The organism is Companilactobacillus bobalius (assembly GCF_002179915.1).
Classification (GTDB): Bacteria; Bacillota; Bacilli; order Lactobacillales; family Lactobacillaceae; genus Companilactobacillus; species Companilactobacillus bobalius.
The window spans coordinates 85860-104130 of the sequence record NZ_MYFM01000007.1 but is presented as its reverse complement, the minus strand read 5'-3'; the positions used below and the strand labels follow the sequence as shown (position 1 = coordinate 104130).

General features: G+C 33.3%; 13 protein-coding genes and 1 other RNA gene. 7 read left to right on the top strand and 7 right to left on the bottom strand.

The window, feature by feature from the left end; genetic code table 11:
• Window positions 1-11: 11 nt before the first annotated feature.
• On the top strand, window positions 12-611 hold the full coding sequence (locus tag LKACC16343_RS11280; RefSeq protein WP_082604498.1) for a YitT family protein: 600 nt from the start codon (window positions 12-14) through the stop codon (window positions 609-611).
• Between the two features lie 561 nt (window positions 612-1172).
• On the opposite strand, the gene LKACC16343_RS11275 is transcribed toward LKACC16343_RS11280, so the two are convergent.
• Window positions 1173-3299: an isopeptide-forming domain-containing fimbrial protein gene (locus LKACC16343_RS11275; RefSeq protein ID WP_056951726.1), complete on the bottom strand. Its 2127-nt coding sequence runs from the start codon at window positions 3297-3299 to the stop codon at window positions 1173-1175.
• 424 nt (window positions 3300-3723) lie between these two features.
• A complete protein-coding gene (locus LKACC16343_RS11265; protein ID WP_056951724.1) occupies window positions 3724-6741 on the bottom strand; it encodes a hypothetical protein in 3018 nt (1005 codons plus the stop codon).
• Window positions 6742-7012: 271 nt separating this feature from the next.
• Here LKACC16343_RS11265 and LKACC16343_RS11260 point away from each other — a divergent pair, with 271 nt between their 5' ends.
• Window positions 7013-7333: a helix-turn-helix domain-containing protein gene (locus tag LKACC16343_RS11260; protein WP_025086035.1), complete on the top strand. Its 321-nt coding sequence runs from the start codon at window positions 7013-7015 to the stop codon at window positions 7331-7333.
• Between the two features lie 174 nt (window positions 7334-7507).
• Here the strand turns inward: LKACC16343_RS11260 and ssrA are convergent.
• Window positions 7508-7872: a transfer-messenger RNA gene (gene ssrA / locus LKACC16343_RS11255) on the bottom strand.
• Between the two features lie 144 nt (window positions 7873-8016).
• Between ssrA and LKACC16343_RS11250 the strand changes: the two genes are divergently transcribed.
• The gene (locus LKACC16343_RS11250) at window positions 8017-8664 is read left to right on the top strand and encodes a DUF3862 domain-containing protein (RefSeq protein ID WP_056951721.1); all 648 of its coding nucleotides are present in this window, start codon (window positions 8017-8019) and stop codon (window positions 8662-8664) included.
• Between the two features lie 70 nt (window positions 8665-8734).
• On the top strand, window positions 8735-9178 hold the full coding sequence (locus tag LKACC16343_RS11245) for a hypothetical protein (RefSeq protein ID WP_056951720.1): 444 nt from the start codon (window positions 8735-8737) through the stop codon (window positions 9176-9178).
• Here LKACC16343_RS11245 and LKACC16343_RS11240 read toward each other — a convergent pair.
• From LKACC16343_RS11240 to LKACC16343_RS11230, 3 genes are all read right to left on the bottom strand, one after another.
• Window positions 9175-10338 (bottom strand): MDR family MFS transporter, encoded by a 1164-nt coding sequence (locus LKACC16343_RS11240; protein ID WP_056951719.1) that lies wholly within the window; start codon window positions 10336-10338, stop codon window positions 9175-9177. The two genes, LKACC16343_RS11245 and LKACC16343_RS11240, sit on opposite strands and share 4 nt — an antisense overlap.
• A gap of 411 nt (window positions 10339-10749) precedes the next feature.
• Window positions 10750-12717: a hypothetical protein gene (locus tag LKACC16343_RS11235; RefSeq protein ID WP_056951718.1), complete on the bottom strand. Its 1968-nt coding sequence runs from the start codon at window positions 12715-12717 to the stop codon at window positions 10750-10752.
• A gap of 195 nt (window positions 12718-12912) precedes the next feature.
• The gene (locus LKACC16343_RS11230) at window positions 12913-13671 is read right to left on the bottom strand and encodes a hypothetical protein (protein WP_056951717.1); all 759 of its coding nucleotides are present in this window, start codon (window positions 13669-13671) and stop codon (window positions 12913-12915) included.
• 117 nt (window positions 13672-13788) lie between these two features.
• On the opposite strand from LKACC16343_RS11230, the gene LKACC16343_RS11225 reads away from it, so the two are divergent.
• The 3 genes from LKACC16343_RS11225 to LKACC16343_RS11215 all read left to right on the top strand — a co-directional run bounded on the left by LKACC16343_RS11225 (window position 13789) and on the right by LKACC16343_RS11215 (window position 17294).
• Entirely contained in the window at window positions 13789-14115 is a 327-nt protein-coding gene (locus LKACC16343_RS11225) for an ArsR/SmtB family transcription factor (protein ID WP_056951716.1), read from the top strand.
• Window positions 14105-14722 carry a cation efflux transmembrane domain-containing protein gene (locus tag LKACC16343_RS11220; RefSeq protein WP_056951715.1) on the top strand — a complete coding sequence of 206 codons (618 nt, stop codon included), beginning with the start codon at window positions 14105-14107 and terminating at the stop codon, window positions 14720-14722. Before LKACC16343_RS11225 ends, LKACC16343_RS11220 begins: the two co-directional genes overlap by 11 nt.
• Window positions 14723-14942: 220 nt before the next feature.
• Window positions 14943-17294 carry an isopeptide-forming domain-containing fimbrial protein gene (locus LKACC16343_RS11215; RefSeq protein ID WP_056951714.1) on the top strand — a complete coding sequence of 784 codons (2352 nt, stop codon included), beginning with the start codon at window positions 14943-14945 and terminating at the stop codon, window positions 17292-17294.
• Between the two features lie 132 nt (window positions 17295-17426).
• On the opposite strand, the gene LKACC16343_RS11210 is transcribed toward LKACC16343_RS11215, so the two are convergent.
• On the bottom strand, window positions 17427-18065 hold the full coding sequence (locus tag LKACC16343_RS11210; RefSeq protein WP_056951713.1) for a GNAT family N-acetyltransferase: 639 nt from the start codon (window positions 18063-18065) through the stop codon (window positions 17427-17429).
• Window positions 18066-18271: the final 206 nt, after the last annotated feature.

Genomic DNA, 18271 nt, shown 5'->3' with positions numbered 1-18271 from the left:
ATAGTACATATATGAAGAATAAAAAGAGAACGTCCGCAAAACTACTAATAATGTTAGTTGCTTTGGAACTTATCGCATTTAGTCTTAATATGTTCTTCGAACCGCATAGTATAGCGGCTGGCGGTGCTACAGGTATCGCTATTTTGCTACAGGCAGGGTGGAAAATCCCAACATTCATCTCGGTTCTTTTCATAAATATTGTGATGTTAGTACTGGCTTACATACATTTAGATCGACAAACTACCGTTAAATTAGCAATCGGAAGTTTCATGCTTCCCCTCTTGTTATATATCACACCTGTTTACAATTTGATTCCTAATAATCGAGTAATCTCTATTATAGTAGGAAGTATCATTTTTGGAATTGGTTTAGCTATCCTTTATACTCTCAACATGTCTAGTGGTGGGACAACAGTTCCTCCAATGATCATCCACAAGAATTTCGGTGTTGATAAATATATTAGTTTATTCATTATTGATGGATTAGTTTGTTTAGGAAACTTTGCTTTAAACGATTTAATTTCCTTCCTACTAGCTGTCATGTCAGTTGGTATCTCTAGCCTCGCAATTAAAGGTTTCGGTATTTTCCATCAACGACACATTACACAATAAAAGACGCCCATATCAAAGCATTCAGTGTTTTGACATAGGCATCTTTTTTTAATTGAAGATCCCCATGTATATGGGGAACACTAAGAAAAGACTGATATATCAACATTTTAAAATTAGAAAATCACTTATTTTTATTAACTTGAAAAAGTAAGTTCATCAGTTTCTTAAAGAATAACTTTCTCTTCTATTGAAAACAACTCTATTTCTAATTTTCAATAACTAACAAAGACATTTTAAATTCATGTACACAAAAAAGAAGATTCAGAAATCAAATCAATTTCCGAATCTTCTTTTATTTGTAATTTCTTCCAGACTCTCAATACCTGTAACATCCTTATTTTAATTTTACTGTCAAAATAATTCTATTACCTACCTATATGTTTTTATAACATTTTTAAATCTACTTAATTAATTATTGGAAATTCCATCAATAGCGCTCCACGTTATTTTCCAGAATAGACACCTGACTTAAGGCCATAACCATTTGCATTCATCAACCATTTTCCTGGTCCTATAAACTCAATAAGAGCATTGTTTCCTAACTTATTAAATCCTGCACTATCAACTCTCTGAAGGATCGTATGAAACAAATACTTGATAGTATGGATCATTCATATAATTTATGAAATTAAGTTCACTAACTTTTTTTACATTGCCTTTATTCTGAGCAGTTAAGGTGAAATTCAATACATCATTTATTTTATTTTTACTATCACCTCTAGAACTCTCCGTAGTATTTTTAAAATTCTTATCAAAAGATGAACTACTCGGAAAGTTATCCGATTCTACATTAAATGAAGTAGAAGAGATATCAGTTGAAATCGTTGGCTTAGCATCACCAGGTTTAGAAAAAGCATTCATATCTGTACCAGTGACACTTGTATTTGTTTTTGAAACAGTTCTACCTCTGACAGCAATATCAATTGTTGTGTCATAAGTCAACGTTTCTGCTCCTGTACTAATATACAAATTATCGTTTGAGCGAACTGTCAGTAATCTGCTAGAAGTGTCGTAATCATAGTTAGATTTTAGAACCGAATACGCTGCTTTGCTTCCAAACTTAAGCTTCAACGAACTAAGATCAATATTTAGACCTTCAGGAATATTGATCTTAAATACTAAAGCTCCCCATTTAGCATCTGAATTTCCATTTTGTGCTATCCAGGAAAATGAAACCTTATTATCTACATGATATGTTCCTCCAGTCATTGATCCACTAAGTTCTGGTTCGACTTTATAACTATTGATAACCATTTTAGAATTAGCCGATGATGTCGCTGATCCATCATCATTTTTGGTGACATAATTGTTCCCTTTTAAACCATATGTAGAATAGGCCTCACCGTTCATTTTAATGTAGTGAGGATCATTACTACTTGCATCCAAATAGTTATTCAAAAAGTTTTCATTTGCCAACTGATCCTTCGTTATTCTGCCAGTAAATGTAAATGTATATTGTTTATTAACTAAAGCCGATAAGCTTTTTGCAGTAGCGGTATAATTGCCGTTATTGTCCTTTTCTATATTAAAGTCACTAGTAACATCTGTACCAGCTGAATTTTTAATTTTTAAACTAACATCATTAGAATTTAAATCACTTGGTATCTTAAAATGTAAAACATAATTATCTAAATGAGTATCACTTGGTTGTGATGGAAACGCCTGAACAACATTCCAACTAATCTTATTTCCTTTATCAGAATTATCATTAGTGGTTCCAATTACATCAGGTGAAGCAAGTAGTATTGGAGATGCTGATGTTGTTTGAACATTATAAAAAGCAATCCCATCAAACATATAAAAAGTAACATTCATACTACTACTTGAAGATGTATATAGTTCCGAAAAATTATTATATTTATACTCATATCCACCGAGCTCATTAGCCGTAATAAAAAGACTTCCCTTATTATATGAATTTATATTATAGAGATCTGAATAGCCGGTGCCGACTTGACTACCAGATGCCGTTCTCGCAGAATTAGGTACTCTTCTCCCTTGAAAAACATCAGGATCCATATAAACGGCCTTAGGATAAGATAATTTACCATGATTCATAGTTCCGCTAATTTTCTTCATGGAATCCTTTGTATTAGATTTAACATACATAACATTATTATTAATGTAAGAAAGTGCCGATGCATTAATATTCGTGTACATAAATTTAGCATCATCACCAACAGGTGCCAATGTTAGACGTTGAGTCGCATTTGATACATTAACGTTTCCGTTTAACTTCTTATTCTCCGCAAATAAAGTAAGGATATCCACACTCTGTCCTTTATAATACCCGACATTAGATATACGGTATGTCACTGGTCCCCCGGATCCTCTGACGGTAGGGACTCTTGAACCTTTCAATAAGGATTCCTTTCCGTCCGAATTAACAATGTAATATTTTGTATCTGAAGTCAGAATAGGAGCAAAAGCATATTTACTATCGATAGGCTCATTAACAGAATATATATTTAGATTCTTCAATGTAGGAGAATTATTGTTATCTAATCGTTGACCCCAAGAACCGTTACCGTTAGAGCCAGAAGAAACTCTAGGGTTTCTATCAGGTACAACAATCGTATCAGGATTAGGCAACAAAGAGGCTGCCGAAATCTTTTGATAATCTGAAAAAGAAAGAATTAAAAATATAAGAATAATACTCCAAAAAGGAAAAAAACTTGATTTTTTCAAAGAAATATCCCCCTTTTTTCTATATATGAGGTATTATAAAACAGTTATGTGCATATTTCTCACATTTTAAAAATAATGACTGTTATTTGACATATTTTTTTAGTCCAATCATAGAATGATTTTGCTGAAATTTTCCATACTCTAGATATGAAGATGAGTGATATTTTTAAACTTAGTCTTATTGGTAAAAAAGTGGAAGGTAAATCATCTCTCAATTCTCTCAATGGCTCTAACACATCCCACAAGAATAAAGAAGCCCACAAAATGAGTAGCTTTGAGGCACAAGTCTCTATTACATACGATTTACGACCCAAGTCGGTAAGTTTCCCTTGCTTAGACATAATAAATAGGCCCCGATACTCAAAGAATGAGAATATCGGGACCTATTTTTTAAGATATTTTTCAAATTTTAATATTAATTATTCTATAAACTATCCGTAGCTGTCCAAGTGACTGTACTTGTATATTTTCCAGGATAATCAACACCGTTACTTCTTAATTTTATTTTTTGAGGTCCATTTATCAAATCTAAAATCGTCGATCCTCTATAATCATCTGTACTCTGTTGTTCTCTAATTAGTGAATCAGTATTTGTGATATTGATAATGTTATTATTGTCATTTAACTCTAGGCCAAGGTCATCACTACTTATTTCCCTTTGACCTGATTTAAAGTTAGATGCTCTAGCCATCAATTTCCAACCATTAACATGTGATGGATCTCTATCATCATTAACAGTTACATTAAATTTTTTGGATGCCGGTGACTTTATCACCGGAGTATATGCAGGAATAACTCCAAAATCCAAATTCTGAGTAACGTCGAGAGATAAGGTATTAGTTCCACCTACACTTACAACGGTAGCTGGTAAAAATGTAGCATCATGGAAAACTGTTTCCGAAAATGGAGTAGTATTAGCATTTTTATCAGTCAAGTAAATGACAATCTTATCGTCATTTACTATTCCAGAAATATTATTTATTTTCCAGTTCCCATTACTGTCAACTGTCGTGGCATTTGAATAAACCGTATCTGCACTACCATTATGATGGATTATCTTCCAACTTAATGACGTTCCTGGTTCACCTGTACCTTCTAATTCTTTAGACCACTGAGAAATCATTTTTACATTATTTTTTATTACTACTGGATCAGGTGGCGTCTTATCTATGACCGTTTGTTCTTTATATTGATTATATTTCGTATTGCTCATATCAGTCTTTATAGCATTAACAGAATTATAATCCGGATCATTTCTCCACAATTTTAAAATTTTTATCTTGGTACCTGGTTCTAGATATTTTGTACTGGAACCAAAGTTACTAATTGGTATCTTAATAGCACCATCAATCGTTGATGTACTGTATTCATAATATTTTTGGTTCTGAACAGATGTCCCAGTTGCAGTTTTAGTTGTTCCATCTGGATAAGTTAATTGAACCTCAGCATAAACTTCATTGTCATATGAAGGGCGATATGCATTATTCTCAGCGGGCATTAATGTTGGTACCCAAACATATGAATCGGCATTGGTAGGCTGGTCAGGGGCATTTTTTACTTGAGCAGGTGCTGTATTAGCCGTCATCCTTCCCAATTTCGATAAACCTGAATTATTTACTAAGAATTCTTTAAAATCAGCATCAGAAGTAGTAGTAGTAAATTTATTGAAATTAACTCCTGAATAAGTAGCATTAACATATTTCCAGCTCTTAGTAGGAGATTTTTGAACATTTGATGTACTTAACCATACAGATAGTGGAATATTACCATGATTAAATTGGCTAGTATCCGAACAATTGAATAAAGTCCCCCCTATTCCTGTTCCAATGGAAGCAGTATTCATAAAATCAAAATATCTAGGTACCCCCATATTAAAATTTAATATATTTGCAGAATAGAATATTGCGTTGCCAGGATAATACCCTCGTGCTACAAAAGAAGTCCCATCACCGGCTGTCATGTCGATTCTTGATAATGAAGATATAGCTGGTCCATTGTTCGCACTAATGAGAACCTGAGAGTCTGTACCACTTAATTTGAAAGAGTTCGAATTTCCGCCACCAGCATAATATATTCCTTGTCCGTCATTATCTCCAATTCCCGGACCCGAACTAGTTGAATTATTTATACAATCAAATTCAGCACCATTGCTTACCGAAATATTATTACCTCCACCATACATACGGATTCCATATGTATTAACAGTTCCATTTTGATTAATTGAAACTTTAGCATGATTTTTTATATCAAATGTCATTTCTCCCGTCCATGCAAACCTAATAACAGCATTATTATAATCAGCTGTTCCTGAACGAGAAACATTTAATTCAGTACCTTCATCAGAAACATCAAAAATACTTCCTACTCCAGATTCCGTTATGGCAGCTCCATTAGGGTTATTTACTGTAAATTTAGAATTTGTTGATAATATAATCTTGGTATTCGTTCCAAAAAGATAAATGGGAGCATTAAAATCCCCCTGATTTGTTTTATCAACATTTACGTTTGAATTGTTAGTCATTTCAAGTACCATACCAGTTTGAGTATTAGTTCCACTCGTACTGATAAAATAATTTGAAGTTCCCGAGGCGTAAGTTGATTTAACTGTTGAATTATTTATATTGATATTTTTCGAAATACTATCAGATGTAGAACTATAATAAAAACTCCTAGAACTATCTGTAATTGTCGAATCTTTGATAGATAGATCTCCACCTGACGATCCTCTAAATCTAATCGTAGGAGTGGAACTTGTATTTTGCGTTACATAGTTGGCATTAGTAAAAGTCAAATTGGTATAAATATTATTATTGTCTAAAATTGAACCAGTTAAAGAACCTATACCTGAAAATATAATTCCAGCATTTGAACTAGATCTTAGCATTGCTGATCCAGTTGAATTAATTGATGCATCAACAAAATTAATCTGATAATTGTTAGTATTCAGATATCTACTAGCCATATCTATACTGTGTCCGTTAAAAGCAACAACCTTATCATTTTGAAAACTAACCTTATTATCAGCGGCCTTTAGGTCTACGCCAATAATTATTTCCCCTACCGATGTATTATTAGCGGCATCAATAAAATCCTGCCAACTATTGACAGTAACAGAACTCCCCTTAACATCTAACACCGGAACACTGGATATCGATTGCACCCTAAAATTTTTCAATGTAGCATTTATTTGTTTATTTTTTAAACTGAATTCTCCTGAATTATTTATTTGATTTAAAAAGTCTGCTTTATAAGGCTGAGATACCCCAGTATCATTAGAATCATCGGATAAATTACTGTTTAAATTTAATGATTGAGATATTTCGTTATCTGAACTATCCGCTTTTACAAATGTAGTATTCGTTATTAAACCAATTAGGAATATTGATAAATATATCAGAAACAAATTCAATTTATTGCGATGTAAATTTTTTATAAAAAACATGTGATGACCCCCTCATCAGAAATTCCATATGATATCAATCAATGGATTCCTACTGGCAATCTGAAAAAAGAGATATTAAAAACATAACGAAAGAATCTAAAAATAGAAAAAAACTTGATTTTTTCAAAGAAATATCCCCCTTTTCTCTATATATGAGGTATTATAAAACAATTATGCGCATATTTTCAATATTTTAGAAAAAATGACTGTTATTTGACATTTAATTTAGTCTTATCGTAGGGGAGCTTAAGGCTTGAGGTGTATGACTACTATGGCTAAAAGTTACAATGATTTTATTAGACAAAAAAGATTAAGCAAGGGATTAACAATTGAACAGCTTGCCGAAATTTCTCATGTTTCTAGATATACAATCTCAAGGTTGGAACTGGGAGAATCAGGTAGCATATCCTTATCTAAGTTGGAAAAAATTGTCCACGCTCTAGATATGGAGATGGGTGATATTTTTAAACACAGTCTCATTGATGAAAAAACTGATAATTTCTTTAAATTTATGAATACAATGAATCTGAAAGATCGCCAATCTTATGTAGATTTATTCATGGAAATAATCGGCTTCGTTGATGATAAATAAATTGGTTATAAAAAAACAGTAACTAACCGTAGTTAGTTACTGCTCCCTTACTTATTTTTGACGATAAACATATTTATCCAATATACATGCCTAGTATTAGATAAATTATGAAAAAGAAAAAAAGCCAGCTATATCAAGGTATAAATTACCTGATATAGCTGACTCTTATTTGCTTTATGGAGGTGAGGGGAATTGAACCCCTGTCCAAGCGTAATGCTATGCAAGCCTCTACACTCATAGTTGTATTATTTAAAGTTTCGCCACTATGAACGCCATACAACCCGGCTAGCCACAATGACTATTCCGACAATCTCTTTTTAACTATTCAGAATGCGTAGTTAAACGTAGCCCAATATTTTTGAGACCCATTTCCAGCCCTTGGGCGAAACTAGAATGGATCACGCTTAGACTGTTTTTAGGCAGCTAATGCGTAGTTATTATTATTTTTTGCAGTTATAATAAACTGTGCGTTTTAAAGGGACGCAAGGCCCTAAGTGCAACTCACACGCTACTACACATGTCGAATCCAGAACACCCCCATTAGTGTTCACAGTCTATACTATCGAATTTTGTTTTATTTAGCAAATTATAAGTTTATTTATTATGAAAATATTGGTGCATCTAGGATGCTACTTTCAGTAAATACTAGTAAAATACTGAATATAGACGGAGGTATAAACATATTGAATGAAAATGAAAAGAAACCTTTCTATAGAAGAAACTGGTTCTGGATCACGATTCTTTCGATTATTATTGTAGTGTCAGCTACTACCTACATCGCCAACTATTCCTACTATAAAGATGAAGCTGATCAAGCTAATGTGGATCAACGAAAAGATCAATCAGAGAGAAAACAGGCCGAAAAGAATCCTTCTTTGGTTGCTAAATACAATTCCATTAAAACCGGCAAGAATGGCTACTCCAGAAAAGTCATCACTAATCTACTTGGAAATCCTACTGAAACACAAATAATGGATAAAAAAGGAAAAGAAATCACCGCCACATGGAATAAAACTGACAACAACAATCAAGTAATGATTCAAATTACTTTTTTCAAAAACATCGCTAAATCTAAATCCATCCAAGGACTTGATATTGATCGAGAAAATAGTTTGACCCTAGCCGATTTCAATAAACTTAAAAATGGTGACAATTACAACCGTGTTATCTCTGTACTTGGCGATCCTGACGATTATTCTGACATTAATGGAATTAGAACATTAACCTATGTTTCGGACTTATCTGAAGCAGATCCTAGTCAAAATGCTTCAATTGATATTAAGCTATCCGATAATAAAATAATCGCCAAATCACAAGTCAATTTAAAATAAGCCTCTACAAGAGTAGAAAAACTCCTTAATTATTAAGACTAACGGTCTTCATAGATTAGGGAGTTTTTATTTGCCAAAATTGCTTTCAACTTTTCTACAAATGCCAGATGATATTAACAGAGATCAATTACTGTCTAAGGAGATTGCATTGAAAAAAATTATTATAGTGCTTGCCACCATTCTAACCACAATTATTTTAGGCTTCTTTGTTATTCCTGAAATTTCTTACATACTTCAAATAAAAAGTGTTATTAATTCTGAACTGAGCAATGGTAATATTACTTACAAGTCTACTAATCAGAAAATTAAAGATTTCTTACAAAAACATCATTATCAAAAAGTAAAAGATATAACTGAATTTCAAGGTTCAGATGGCAAAAGTGGTTATCTAGTTGCTACCCTGGATAACAAAAATGATTTAGGTATTTTTATATCTTACGAGCACTTCGGTCCCTATTTGTGGAATCCACATATAATTTCCGTTAACCATTTTCCGTCTAATTATTATAACTAATTGTTAACAAGTAATTTTCGATGACCAAAACGCAAAATCACCAAAGACACTGCTAAAATAACAATCGCTACTAAATATAAAAGATTGTAAGAACCATGTTCTACAATCAATCCACCAACTAATGGTCCAATCGCTCTAGCAAAAGTTGAAGACATGCTCAACAAACTTTGATAACGCCCTGCCTCCGATTTTGGTGTCGATTCACTAACCATAGCTGGAATTCCCGGATAAACTAGAGTTTCACCTAAGGTTAAGACAACCATCCCAATAACAAACGCTAAATAAACTTTTGCATTAATAATTGAAGCAAATGCCGCAATAAACAAGATGACTCCAAGTGGTATCTGAATTCTCTTAAACCACGCTTTATTTTCAACCAAACGATTAATTAATGGCAAAACTAAAACAATCACCACTGCATTGATGGTCCACAACAAACTATAACGGCTAACAGGAATCCCTAAATTAGTTAAGTGAGCGGAAATGTTACTGCTCCATTGTGAATATGCCAACCATGATACTCCTAAGAACAACGCAATCAGACCAACTCCTGGTTGTAATTTAGTTTTTCTTACCTTTTTAATCTCATCCTTTGTACCATTTTCAACTACCACTTCTCGATTATTGTAACCAAAGATTACTAATAGGAAAAAAAGCGTTAAGAAGAAAAAATTAGCTACAAAAACCAATGTCATCTGAACTCCAGCAATATAACCACCTAGAGCCGTTCCGATAGCATTTCCTAAATTGGTTCCCATGTAAATTCCATTAAAAAGTTTATAGCGGTCAACATCATCTATCTGCGCCGCAAATGAATTAATGACCGTAAAGGCACTACCAACACCAAATCCTAAGATTGGTAACAAAATCGGATACGCTGGCCAACCATGGTCAAAAATCAAGCCAACCAATGCCAATAATCCAATTAACGTACTGATAATAACCGTTTTATGACCACCCCAACGGTCAAATAATTTTCCACCTAAATAATTTCCTAAAAAGGTTAATATCGAATTGAAAAACAAAACCATCCCAGCGACTGCCAATGACTTGTGCAAATAATTGTGGATAAATATCGTATTGATAGGCCAAATAAAACTAGCTCCGACTGACTCTAAAAAAGCACCCAAAATCAGAGTCTTAGCTGATACTCTTTTCATAATTTCCCCTTAAACACATTATAAAGTTGTGAAAAGTTTATCATCTAAATGCTCATTGTCAACGTATGATATTCTGTAATTAAGGAGGAAGTCAAAATGTCTGATAATAATCCATATTGTCATCAAGGAATGACTTGTTTTTCCAGTTGCCACTGTTCAAGTAAAGATGGAATCTGTCATTGTCCAATGCTTGATGATCAAAAATGTACTTGCAACAGTTATTGTGGCCCTAAAACTCCAACTACAATTTAATTCAAAGAAAAAAATTGAAATAGAATCCAATTCCTTTCAACAAAAAAATCAGTTTAATGTCCCCTTTAATGGTCATTAAACTGATTTTTTATTGATATTTTCTTTATTTAAAACATCTATATAAAAGTCCTAAAAATATTTTACGTGGATACTTTAATTTTAAATACTATCTTCAAAGGTCCAATGTAATTCAGTACTATATTTCCCAGCCGTCGGCAATGTATTTCCAATATAAAGCAGAATTCCTTCGTCTTTTTTCCATCCAATTGATGATATATTATCTTGATCAAAACTCTTAATTAATACATCACTATTTGATAGATTGGTATAATCGTCATTTTGATAATAACGTAATGTCATTCCATCACCTAAAGGTTTTGATTCGGATACCAAAACCTTCATTGCCTTTTTATCTCTTCTTTGATCACTAATATTAATTGTGCTATTAGGTAAATTGTTATCATCTTGACGGTAATATACCTTATTCAGCTGTGAATCTTTAATTGTTCCAAAACTAATATCATTTACCGCAGCATTAAACTTATCATTTACATAGTTTATCGTATGTTTACTTGCACTCTCTTGATAGACCGAACCTCCATAATCATCACCATAATAATAGGGAACTGATTCAAATTTTTCCGCATCAGTTACTCCCGATACTGTTGCATCTATTTTTAATGAATGTGACTGTGCGTTCTCATTAAAATCTATTCCATTAATGATAATATAGGATTCCTTCTTATCTGAGCTGTTATAAACAGTATAATTATCTGAATCTACTTCTTTTCCATCTAATTCAACATTATTTACAAGTGTCCCTTTATGAACAGGAACTACATAACTTCCATTAGTCAAAATCGAATTTTTATTATTATTTTTTAAGTTGAATTCATATGAAATATTATCGTTATTAGTTACCTTATTTAAGGTATCGGAAGTATTACTACCATCATCATAAGTATTATTAATAACTTTAGTAGAGATCGAAAGATCTGGATTATTTTTAACCGTCAATGTTGCCTTATTAGTAGTTAAACTATCCGTTTGAATAAAGCCCAATAAAGAGACGGTTATTTGAGCCTGATACTGTGTCCCATTGTCATCCATAGTCGTTTTGGGGATAGTATAATCAACATAATCTTTGTAATTGCTACTGTTACTTGTCGCTACAGTGGTTTTGTTTCCGTCTTTATCATACTTATACCATTTAATCTGAATACTCCCACTTGTATTCGAATTAGTTCCATCTATATTACCATGCATACTAAACGTTGCCGATTGTCCAACATCAACTGTCTGATCATCAAGTCCACCACCAACTCTGACATCAGTATAGCCACTCGTAGTTGATCCGTCGGGATTTTGCATTTTGGCAGTTACTCTAACCGTACCAACAGCACCACTTTTTGCTATTAATTTATTCGTTGTTCCACCATTTTCAGTATCTTCCTCAAAATTAGCTATTTCAGGCTTATCAACTGAATAGGTTATTTTACCGGTTGCATCCGTTGGCGTCGGATATGCATGAATAAAAGTATAATTTTGTGATAAATCTGAATCTGATTCATTATATATATATTTATTGTCAGCGCTTACTTTGAGGCTGGTGGCATTTACCGGATCCTTAACATGTACAGCTGTTACCTTAGAATATATGTGGGTTTTTAAATAAGGCGTGAGTAAAGTGTAATATTGTGTATCGAGCTGATACCAGGTCGTTCCTGAACTCTTAGGAGTTATTGGAAAATTCATACGGTGACCGCCATCAGATTCCGAAACACTACTCCAGTTCTCACCATAGTCTGTCGATTTATACCATCTATAATGTGGCGAATCAACTGGTCCAGTTAAGACTGTCCAAATGGATCGACTTGCAGAAGTATGAACTACAATTGATTGCCCCACTTGAGTATAATAATCAGTTTCTGGCTGTAACGAGTAACCATTAGAAAACCAAATACCTAAGAAAACAATTGGATCCGAAGTTGGAGTTGCATATGGTTTAACAGTTTGATCATCAGCTTTAACAGTTAGTGAATCATTCTTAATATTGACAAATGAATAGAATATTATCACCAATACTAAAATCAAGCCAAGCCTAACTTTGTTAAATTTTTTCGTCATTATATATCCTTTCTAATTTGACCATTAATATAATATAATAATTTTTTAAATTCATAAAACAATATTACTCAAAATTAACTAAAAAATTACACATATTTTGTATTTTAATGAATATTATTATAAAAAGACATACAAAAAAAACAGACATCTATCGAATTTATAGTACGCGCCTATAAATTCCAACGGATGTCTGCTCTATTTTTCCACTGTCAACTCATGTAAAGTTTGTCCCGATGGTGACTTTAATTGTAGCCAGCCATTAGTTCCTGCAAAATAGAGAAATGTTCCAACTTCATTAACACTTCGTAAAACAATATCTTTTGTCAAAACATTGTCATGTAATTCCTTCTCATGTTCCTGTCGCAATCGTAAGCCAAATCTGCCAGCAAAACCAATCACACCAGATTTAGTCAATGGTGCCTGACCAACCAATATAGCCCCAGATTTAACTAAGAACTGGCTACGTTTTTGCCAATAAACCGTCGCTTTACTACCCTTATAATCAATTTTGAAAGGTACATCTGCTAAGGAAGCCATAAATTTGTGACGTGGTTTAACCCTTTTAACTGGAGTAGTTCTTAAACCAAAAGCAGACAGGATTGGCAACACATTCTGCCAATATTTTTCGTACAACTGTAGTGAAACCTGTGAAATTTGCATCTTATACTCAGCATTGATCTTATAACCCGATTGCACCATATGTTTAGTCAGGAAATAAAAGAAGTCCGTAACGATAAAGTTTTCCGGTACCACAATTTCAATATAGCTCGTAGCGGCCTCGGTATTGTCCAGATCTCCAATTCCTAATCCAATAATCTCACGGTTCTGCATTATCAAGAAGATTGATTCCTTACTGTATTCCTCAGGCTTCGTGAAATAATAATTAATACTTCCCAAATCCTTTAAATCTATGGTTATCTTTTGATCCGAATAATTTCCAGTGAAATCCGTCATGACCAAATCCTCCACAATTTATTAACATACAATAAATAAATCTTACCACAATATTATTTCTCTTGATGGTATGTTATCATTTACATATGTTAAAAATAACATATGTAGGAGAGAAATATGTCACAACTAAAAATCATTGCTCCTGATCTCTTAAACGAATCACAAAAAATTCTAAAGTTGCTTAGCAATCCAACTAGAATTCAAATGCTCAATATTTTGGAACAAAAAGAAATGAACGTCAGCGAGCTCGTCGAATTATTAGGCGTCGAGCAGTCAGTCATTTCTCACCAACTAGCTCTTCTTAAAAATTATCAACTAGTAAGCTCCCATCGAGTCGGAAAGGCTAATTATTATCAATTAGATGATCCTCATATTTTAGATGTTATTAATGAAACTCTAGAACACGCTGATCACGTTATGCGAGGTAAAAAACATGGTGAATAAACTAGATTATGTTAAAAAGAGTCTTCAAATAGAATATCTCTCAACTATTTGGATGGCCTTCGAATTTATTGTTGGTTTCTATTCTGGAATAAAAGCCGGTTCAATTCTTTTAATTGCTTTCGGTTTAGATAGTTTTTTAGAAATCATTTCTGGAAGTACCTTGATTTGGCGTTTAAAAAAAGAATTCAATAATGATTCGGTTGAACAAATCGAAAATGCCGAGAGAAAATCTTCTTTAATCGTTGGTAGCGTATTATTACTGCTATCAGCCTACGTTGTCGCCGTATCATTCTTTAATTTGATTACCCATCAAGCCGCTGACACTAGTATTTCCGGTATCTCAATTGCCATAGCATCGGTCCTATTAATGCCATTCTTCACCTTCAAAAAACGTTCTTTAGGTAAAAGTATTAGTTCTGACGCACTAATTGAAGACGGAATGTGTAATATCACCTGTGCATACATGGCAGGAACTGTACTTTTAGGTGCCATTCTAACTGCCCTCTTTGGTCTATGGTGGGTCGATTCAATTGCCGCCCTAGTATTAGTCTACTTTATCGCAAACGAAGGCTTGGAATCATTCAAAAATGGTTTAAATAAACATTAAATTAAATTTAATGTTTATTTTTTTTAGTGTTTCCTCTATTTTATATAAATATCTATATAAATATGAGGCTGAAAAATTAATCAAAATATCAATTATTCTTTTCGATATAGTATTATAATTACTGTGAATAATAGTATTTACGGGAGGAATTTATTATGAAGAGATTTAAATCTATCAATTTTTATTTGATGTTTTTCTTATAACTTTCATTCTCATACTATTGCTTCCCGTCACGAACGTACACGCAGCTGATCCTGACACCCAAACAAGTTATGATAAAGATATTACTTGGAATTCGGGTACATCCTCAGTAAATTCTTATCAACAATTGGAAATTGCTCCTGGAATTAGTCTAGGTTATGCTTTTGGTTTGACTCAAGATACAAACGGTAACGTAAAATCCATGTCTGATAATACACTTAATCAACCATCAGATACTCAAGGAGGTAACAATATTTACCGTTCAAAAATCAATATTTTTCTAAATGATAATGGAAAATATGTTGGTTCAGTCTTCCAGGGCTCTCATACTAGTACTACTTCATCAGTTAATACGGATCAAGTATCATCCACTTCACCAGATTTTTTAATTGCACCACTTAACACTAGTTTCGGACTTAGTGGTCTAACCGCTAGTAAGTATGCGCTTTTGGGCAGTAGTACTATTGGCCAACCCTCAACTGCATATATGCAAAATAAAAAATTCTATATTGGTAAAGATTCTAACGGACACGCTGCTTACAAGATTGTTGGTGACTTTGTAAGAGGAACTGGGACAGGCAATAATGTTTTTGATTTAAAGGCAGAAATTGTTTTACGCGCTTCGCCAACTAATTCTGCCATCATTCAAAGAGAGTTATTTTTAACCAATAATTCTAGTCGAACACAATCATTCCAGGTTCTATATGGTGAGGATACTAAATTAAGTGATAACGACCGTGTTCTAATAAAAGATTTGGGAAATTCTAACGGTCTATTCATTGAAGATGGTTCCTACAAATTAATGGTTACTAATGAAACTCCGGACGGATTCAATTACTACGCTGGTCAAACATTTAGTAGTAGCGGTATGGATTGGATCAAGGGGTTCGATTCTAAAACCGGAGCCGGTGCTGAGTCAAAGAACTACAAATACGGAGATCCAATAACTGGTACTGCAGCACTTAGTGACTCCAGTTATACTCTAAAGTGGGATCCAACTACCTTAGATCCTGGTGAAACTGCGCACTATGGCTCAACAATGGGTGTTACTGCTAGTCCCTATGCTCTGCCAGTTGTAAGTAAAACTTATACTAATCAAACTAATAGTACCGGAGTCAACAATATCGGTGATAAATTAAAATTCTCTTTAAAAGTTCGTAATAACGGATATGGAAGTTCATGGACCTATGAAAAGCTTAAGGATACTATTCCTGATGGTTTACAAATTGATCCTAATAGTATTGTTCTAACCTATAATGATGGTACATCAACTCCTATTAATGCTAGTGATTATGATGCTTCAACCAAAACGCTGACCATCCCACCGACATTATCTTTAACTGATGGTCAAGAAGCCACTATTTCATACAATGCTAGTATCACTCGAGATGCCAGTGGAAAAACCATTACGAATACTGCTTACTTCACTGGTCACGATACCAAAACATCAAGTAAAACCTATGATGCTTCGGTAGATATTCCAGTCAAAAAGTCTAAATTTGATTTCACATTTAACAAGTACGTCAAGAACGTTACTAAAGGTGAAACCAATTTTACAACAAGCACTAATGCTAATATTGGTGACATTGTTGATTTCTATATGGTTTATAAAGTATCTGCCGGTAGTGACTCTCTATTAGCTGGTACCAAATTAACCGATGATCTTCCTACTGGACTAGTTTTAGATGGAAAAGTTCATATTAAAGGTCCTAAAGATACAACGCCTTATCAATCTTCTCAAATAAATACTGGTATTAACCAGGTCGATGCTGGGGAAAACGTCACATTGGAATTCAATGCTAAAGTAACCTCTGCAGCAGTTGGTCAAGTAACCAATGTTGCTACTGTTTCTGGCGGAGTGAGCTCCTCAAATGAGACAATCCGTGACATGGTTTCTAACGGTGCTTCAGTTAATATTCAAAAGAGTGACGCCTTTACTGAAGTTCCTAGCCTGATAGATTTCGGCTCAGTTAATGTTTATGGAAAAGAAATGGTTCTTAACAATGTTGCCACTAAAGGTGGATTGATTGTTGCTCATCCCGACGACAATAATTTTAACGTTTCCGTTTCCTATGACAATAACAATACTGATACTCAAATGAAGAATTCCAATAATGAGACTTTGCAGGCTGACGACTCAGGCTTATTATTTATCAGACAAAGAACAAGTAAAGTTACCGATGATGGTACTTGGCAACCTATTACAACTGATGGCGTCCCTATTCAGACAGATAATTTTTCAGGAAGTCAAGATACCTTAAACCTATCTAACTACGTTGGTGCAAATGATTGGCAAATTCATTTAGCTCCGGGTACTTCAGCTGGAAATTACAAAGGCATATTATCGTGGAATTTGATTGAATCGATTTAAGAAAATCTCAAGAAAATTTAAATTTCCTTAAGAAAAACACCACTTCAAAAATAATTTGTTATTCTTATGAAGTAGGAATTAGTTGTTTTTAGTAAAAAAAGGACATTCACAATCGTGAATGTCCTTTTTGCTTTAGATAGCCTTTGATAAGACCCAATCTTTAACATCACCATGGCTCAAGTTAACTTTCTTAACTGAGCGTACGGCAAAATTATTCTTTTTATAAAATTTAACGTTCTTTTGTGTATTGGTTTCCAAAATAATATTGCGGTAACCAATTTTCTTAACATAAGGGCTAATATGATTATTTAGCATCTTACTACCAATTCCTTGACCACGTAAACTTTTATCTACAGCTAAATATTCAACAGCACATTTCTTCTTACCTTTTACTAAATCGAAAAGATCTTCGAATTTAAAGATATCGAATGCATTGAAACCATTGAATCCACTCATAAGAATCTGCGGTATCAACTTCAGACCATCCATTGATAGATAATCCCAGTTGCTTATCTGACGACCTTGATTGAATTCAATTAGAGCAACTGCTCTAGGCTTTCCCTTTCCGTCAGCTCCAACATAAACCAAACCTTTTTTCATGAATACATTAACTTCCAGAGCAAAGTATTTATGCAACAACTTATCAAACTTAGCACTAGATCTGAACTCTTGTTGGAACATGTTCTTAGTTGTGATGTATTCCTTAAATGAATCTACTAGTAAATTTATTATCTGAGGCTTATCACTGTTCAAGCCACTTCGAAAATCCAAAATATGACCTCCTTATTAGTCATACCTAACATATTAATACCATCCATACAAAATGTCCATTTATAAAATCATTTTTAATAAATTTATATGCCAAACGTTATTTTTGTTATATATATTTAATGAAATAGTTAGTTTAAAGTATTAGACATTAATATGGAATCATAGTAAGCTATGAGGTAATGTGAGATTTCAAGTTCATATCTAGC

Excerpts from the sequence above, each read along its gene's own strand:
- LKACC16343_RS11225 (WP_056951716.1), top strand. The coding sequence starts at position 13,789 with ATGTCACAACTAAAAATCATTGCTCCTGATCTCTTAAACGAATCACAA.
- LKACC16343_RS11280 (WP_082604498.1), top strand. The coding sequence starts at position 12 with ATGAAGAATAAAAAGAGAACGTCCGCAAAACTACTAATAATGTTAGTT.
- LKACC16343_RS11260 (WP_025086035.1), top strand. The coding sequence starts at position 7,013 with ATGGCTAAAAGTTACAATGATTTTATTAGACAAAAAAGATTAAGCAAG.
- LKACC16343_RS11235 (WP_056951718.1), bottom strand. The coding sequence starts at position 12,717 with ATGACGAAAAAATTTAACAAAGTTAGGCTTGGCTTGATTTTAGTATTG.
- LKACC16343_RS11240 (WP_056951719.1), bottom strand. The coding sequence starts at position 10,338 with ATGAAAAGAGTATCAGCTAAGACTCTGATTTTGGGTGCTTTTTTAGAG.
- LKACC16343_RS11265 (WP_056951724.1), bottom strand. The coding sequence starts at position 6,741 with ATGTTTTTTATAAAAAATTTACATCGCAATAAATTGAATTTGTTTCTG.
- LKACC16343_RS11220 (WP_056951715.1), top strand. The coding sequence starts at position 14,105 with ATGGTGAATAAACTAGATTATGTTAAAAAGAGTCTTCAAATAGAATAT.
- LKACC16343_RS11230 (WP_056951717.1), bottom strand. The coding sequence starts at position 13,671 with ATGACGGATTTCACTGGAAATTATTCGGATCAAAAGATAACCATAGAT.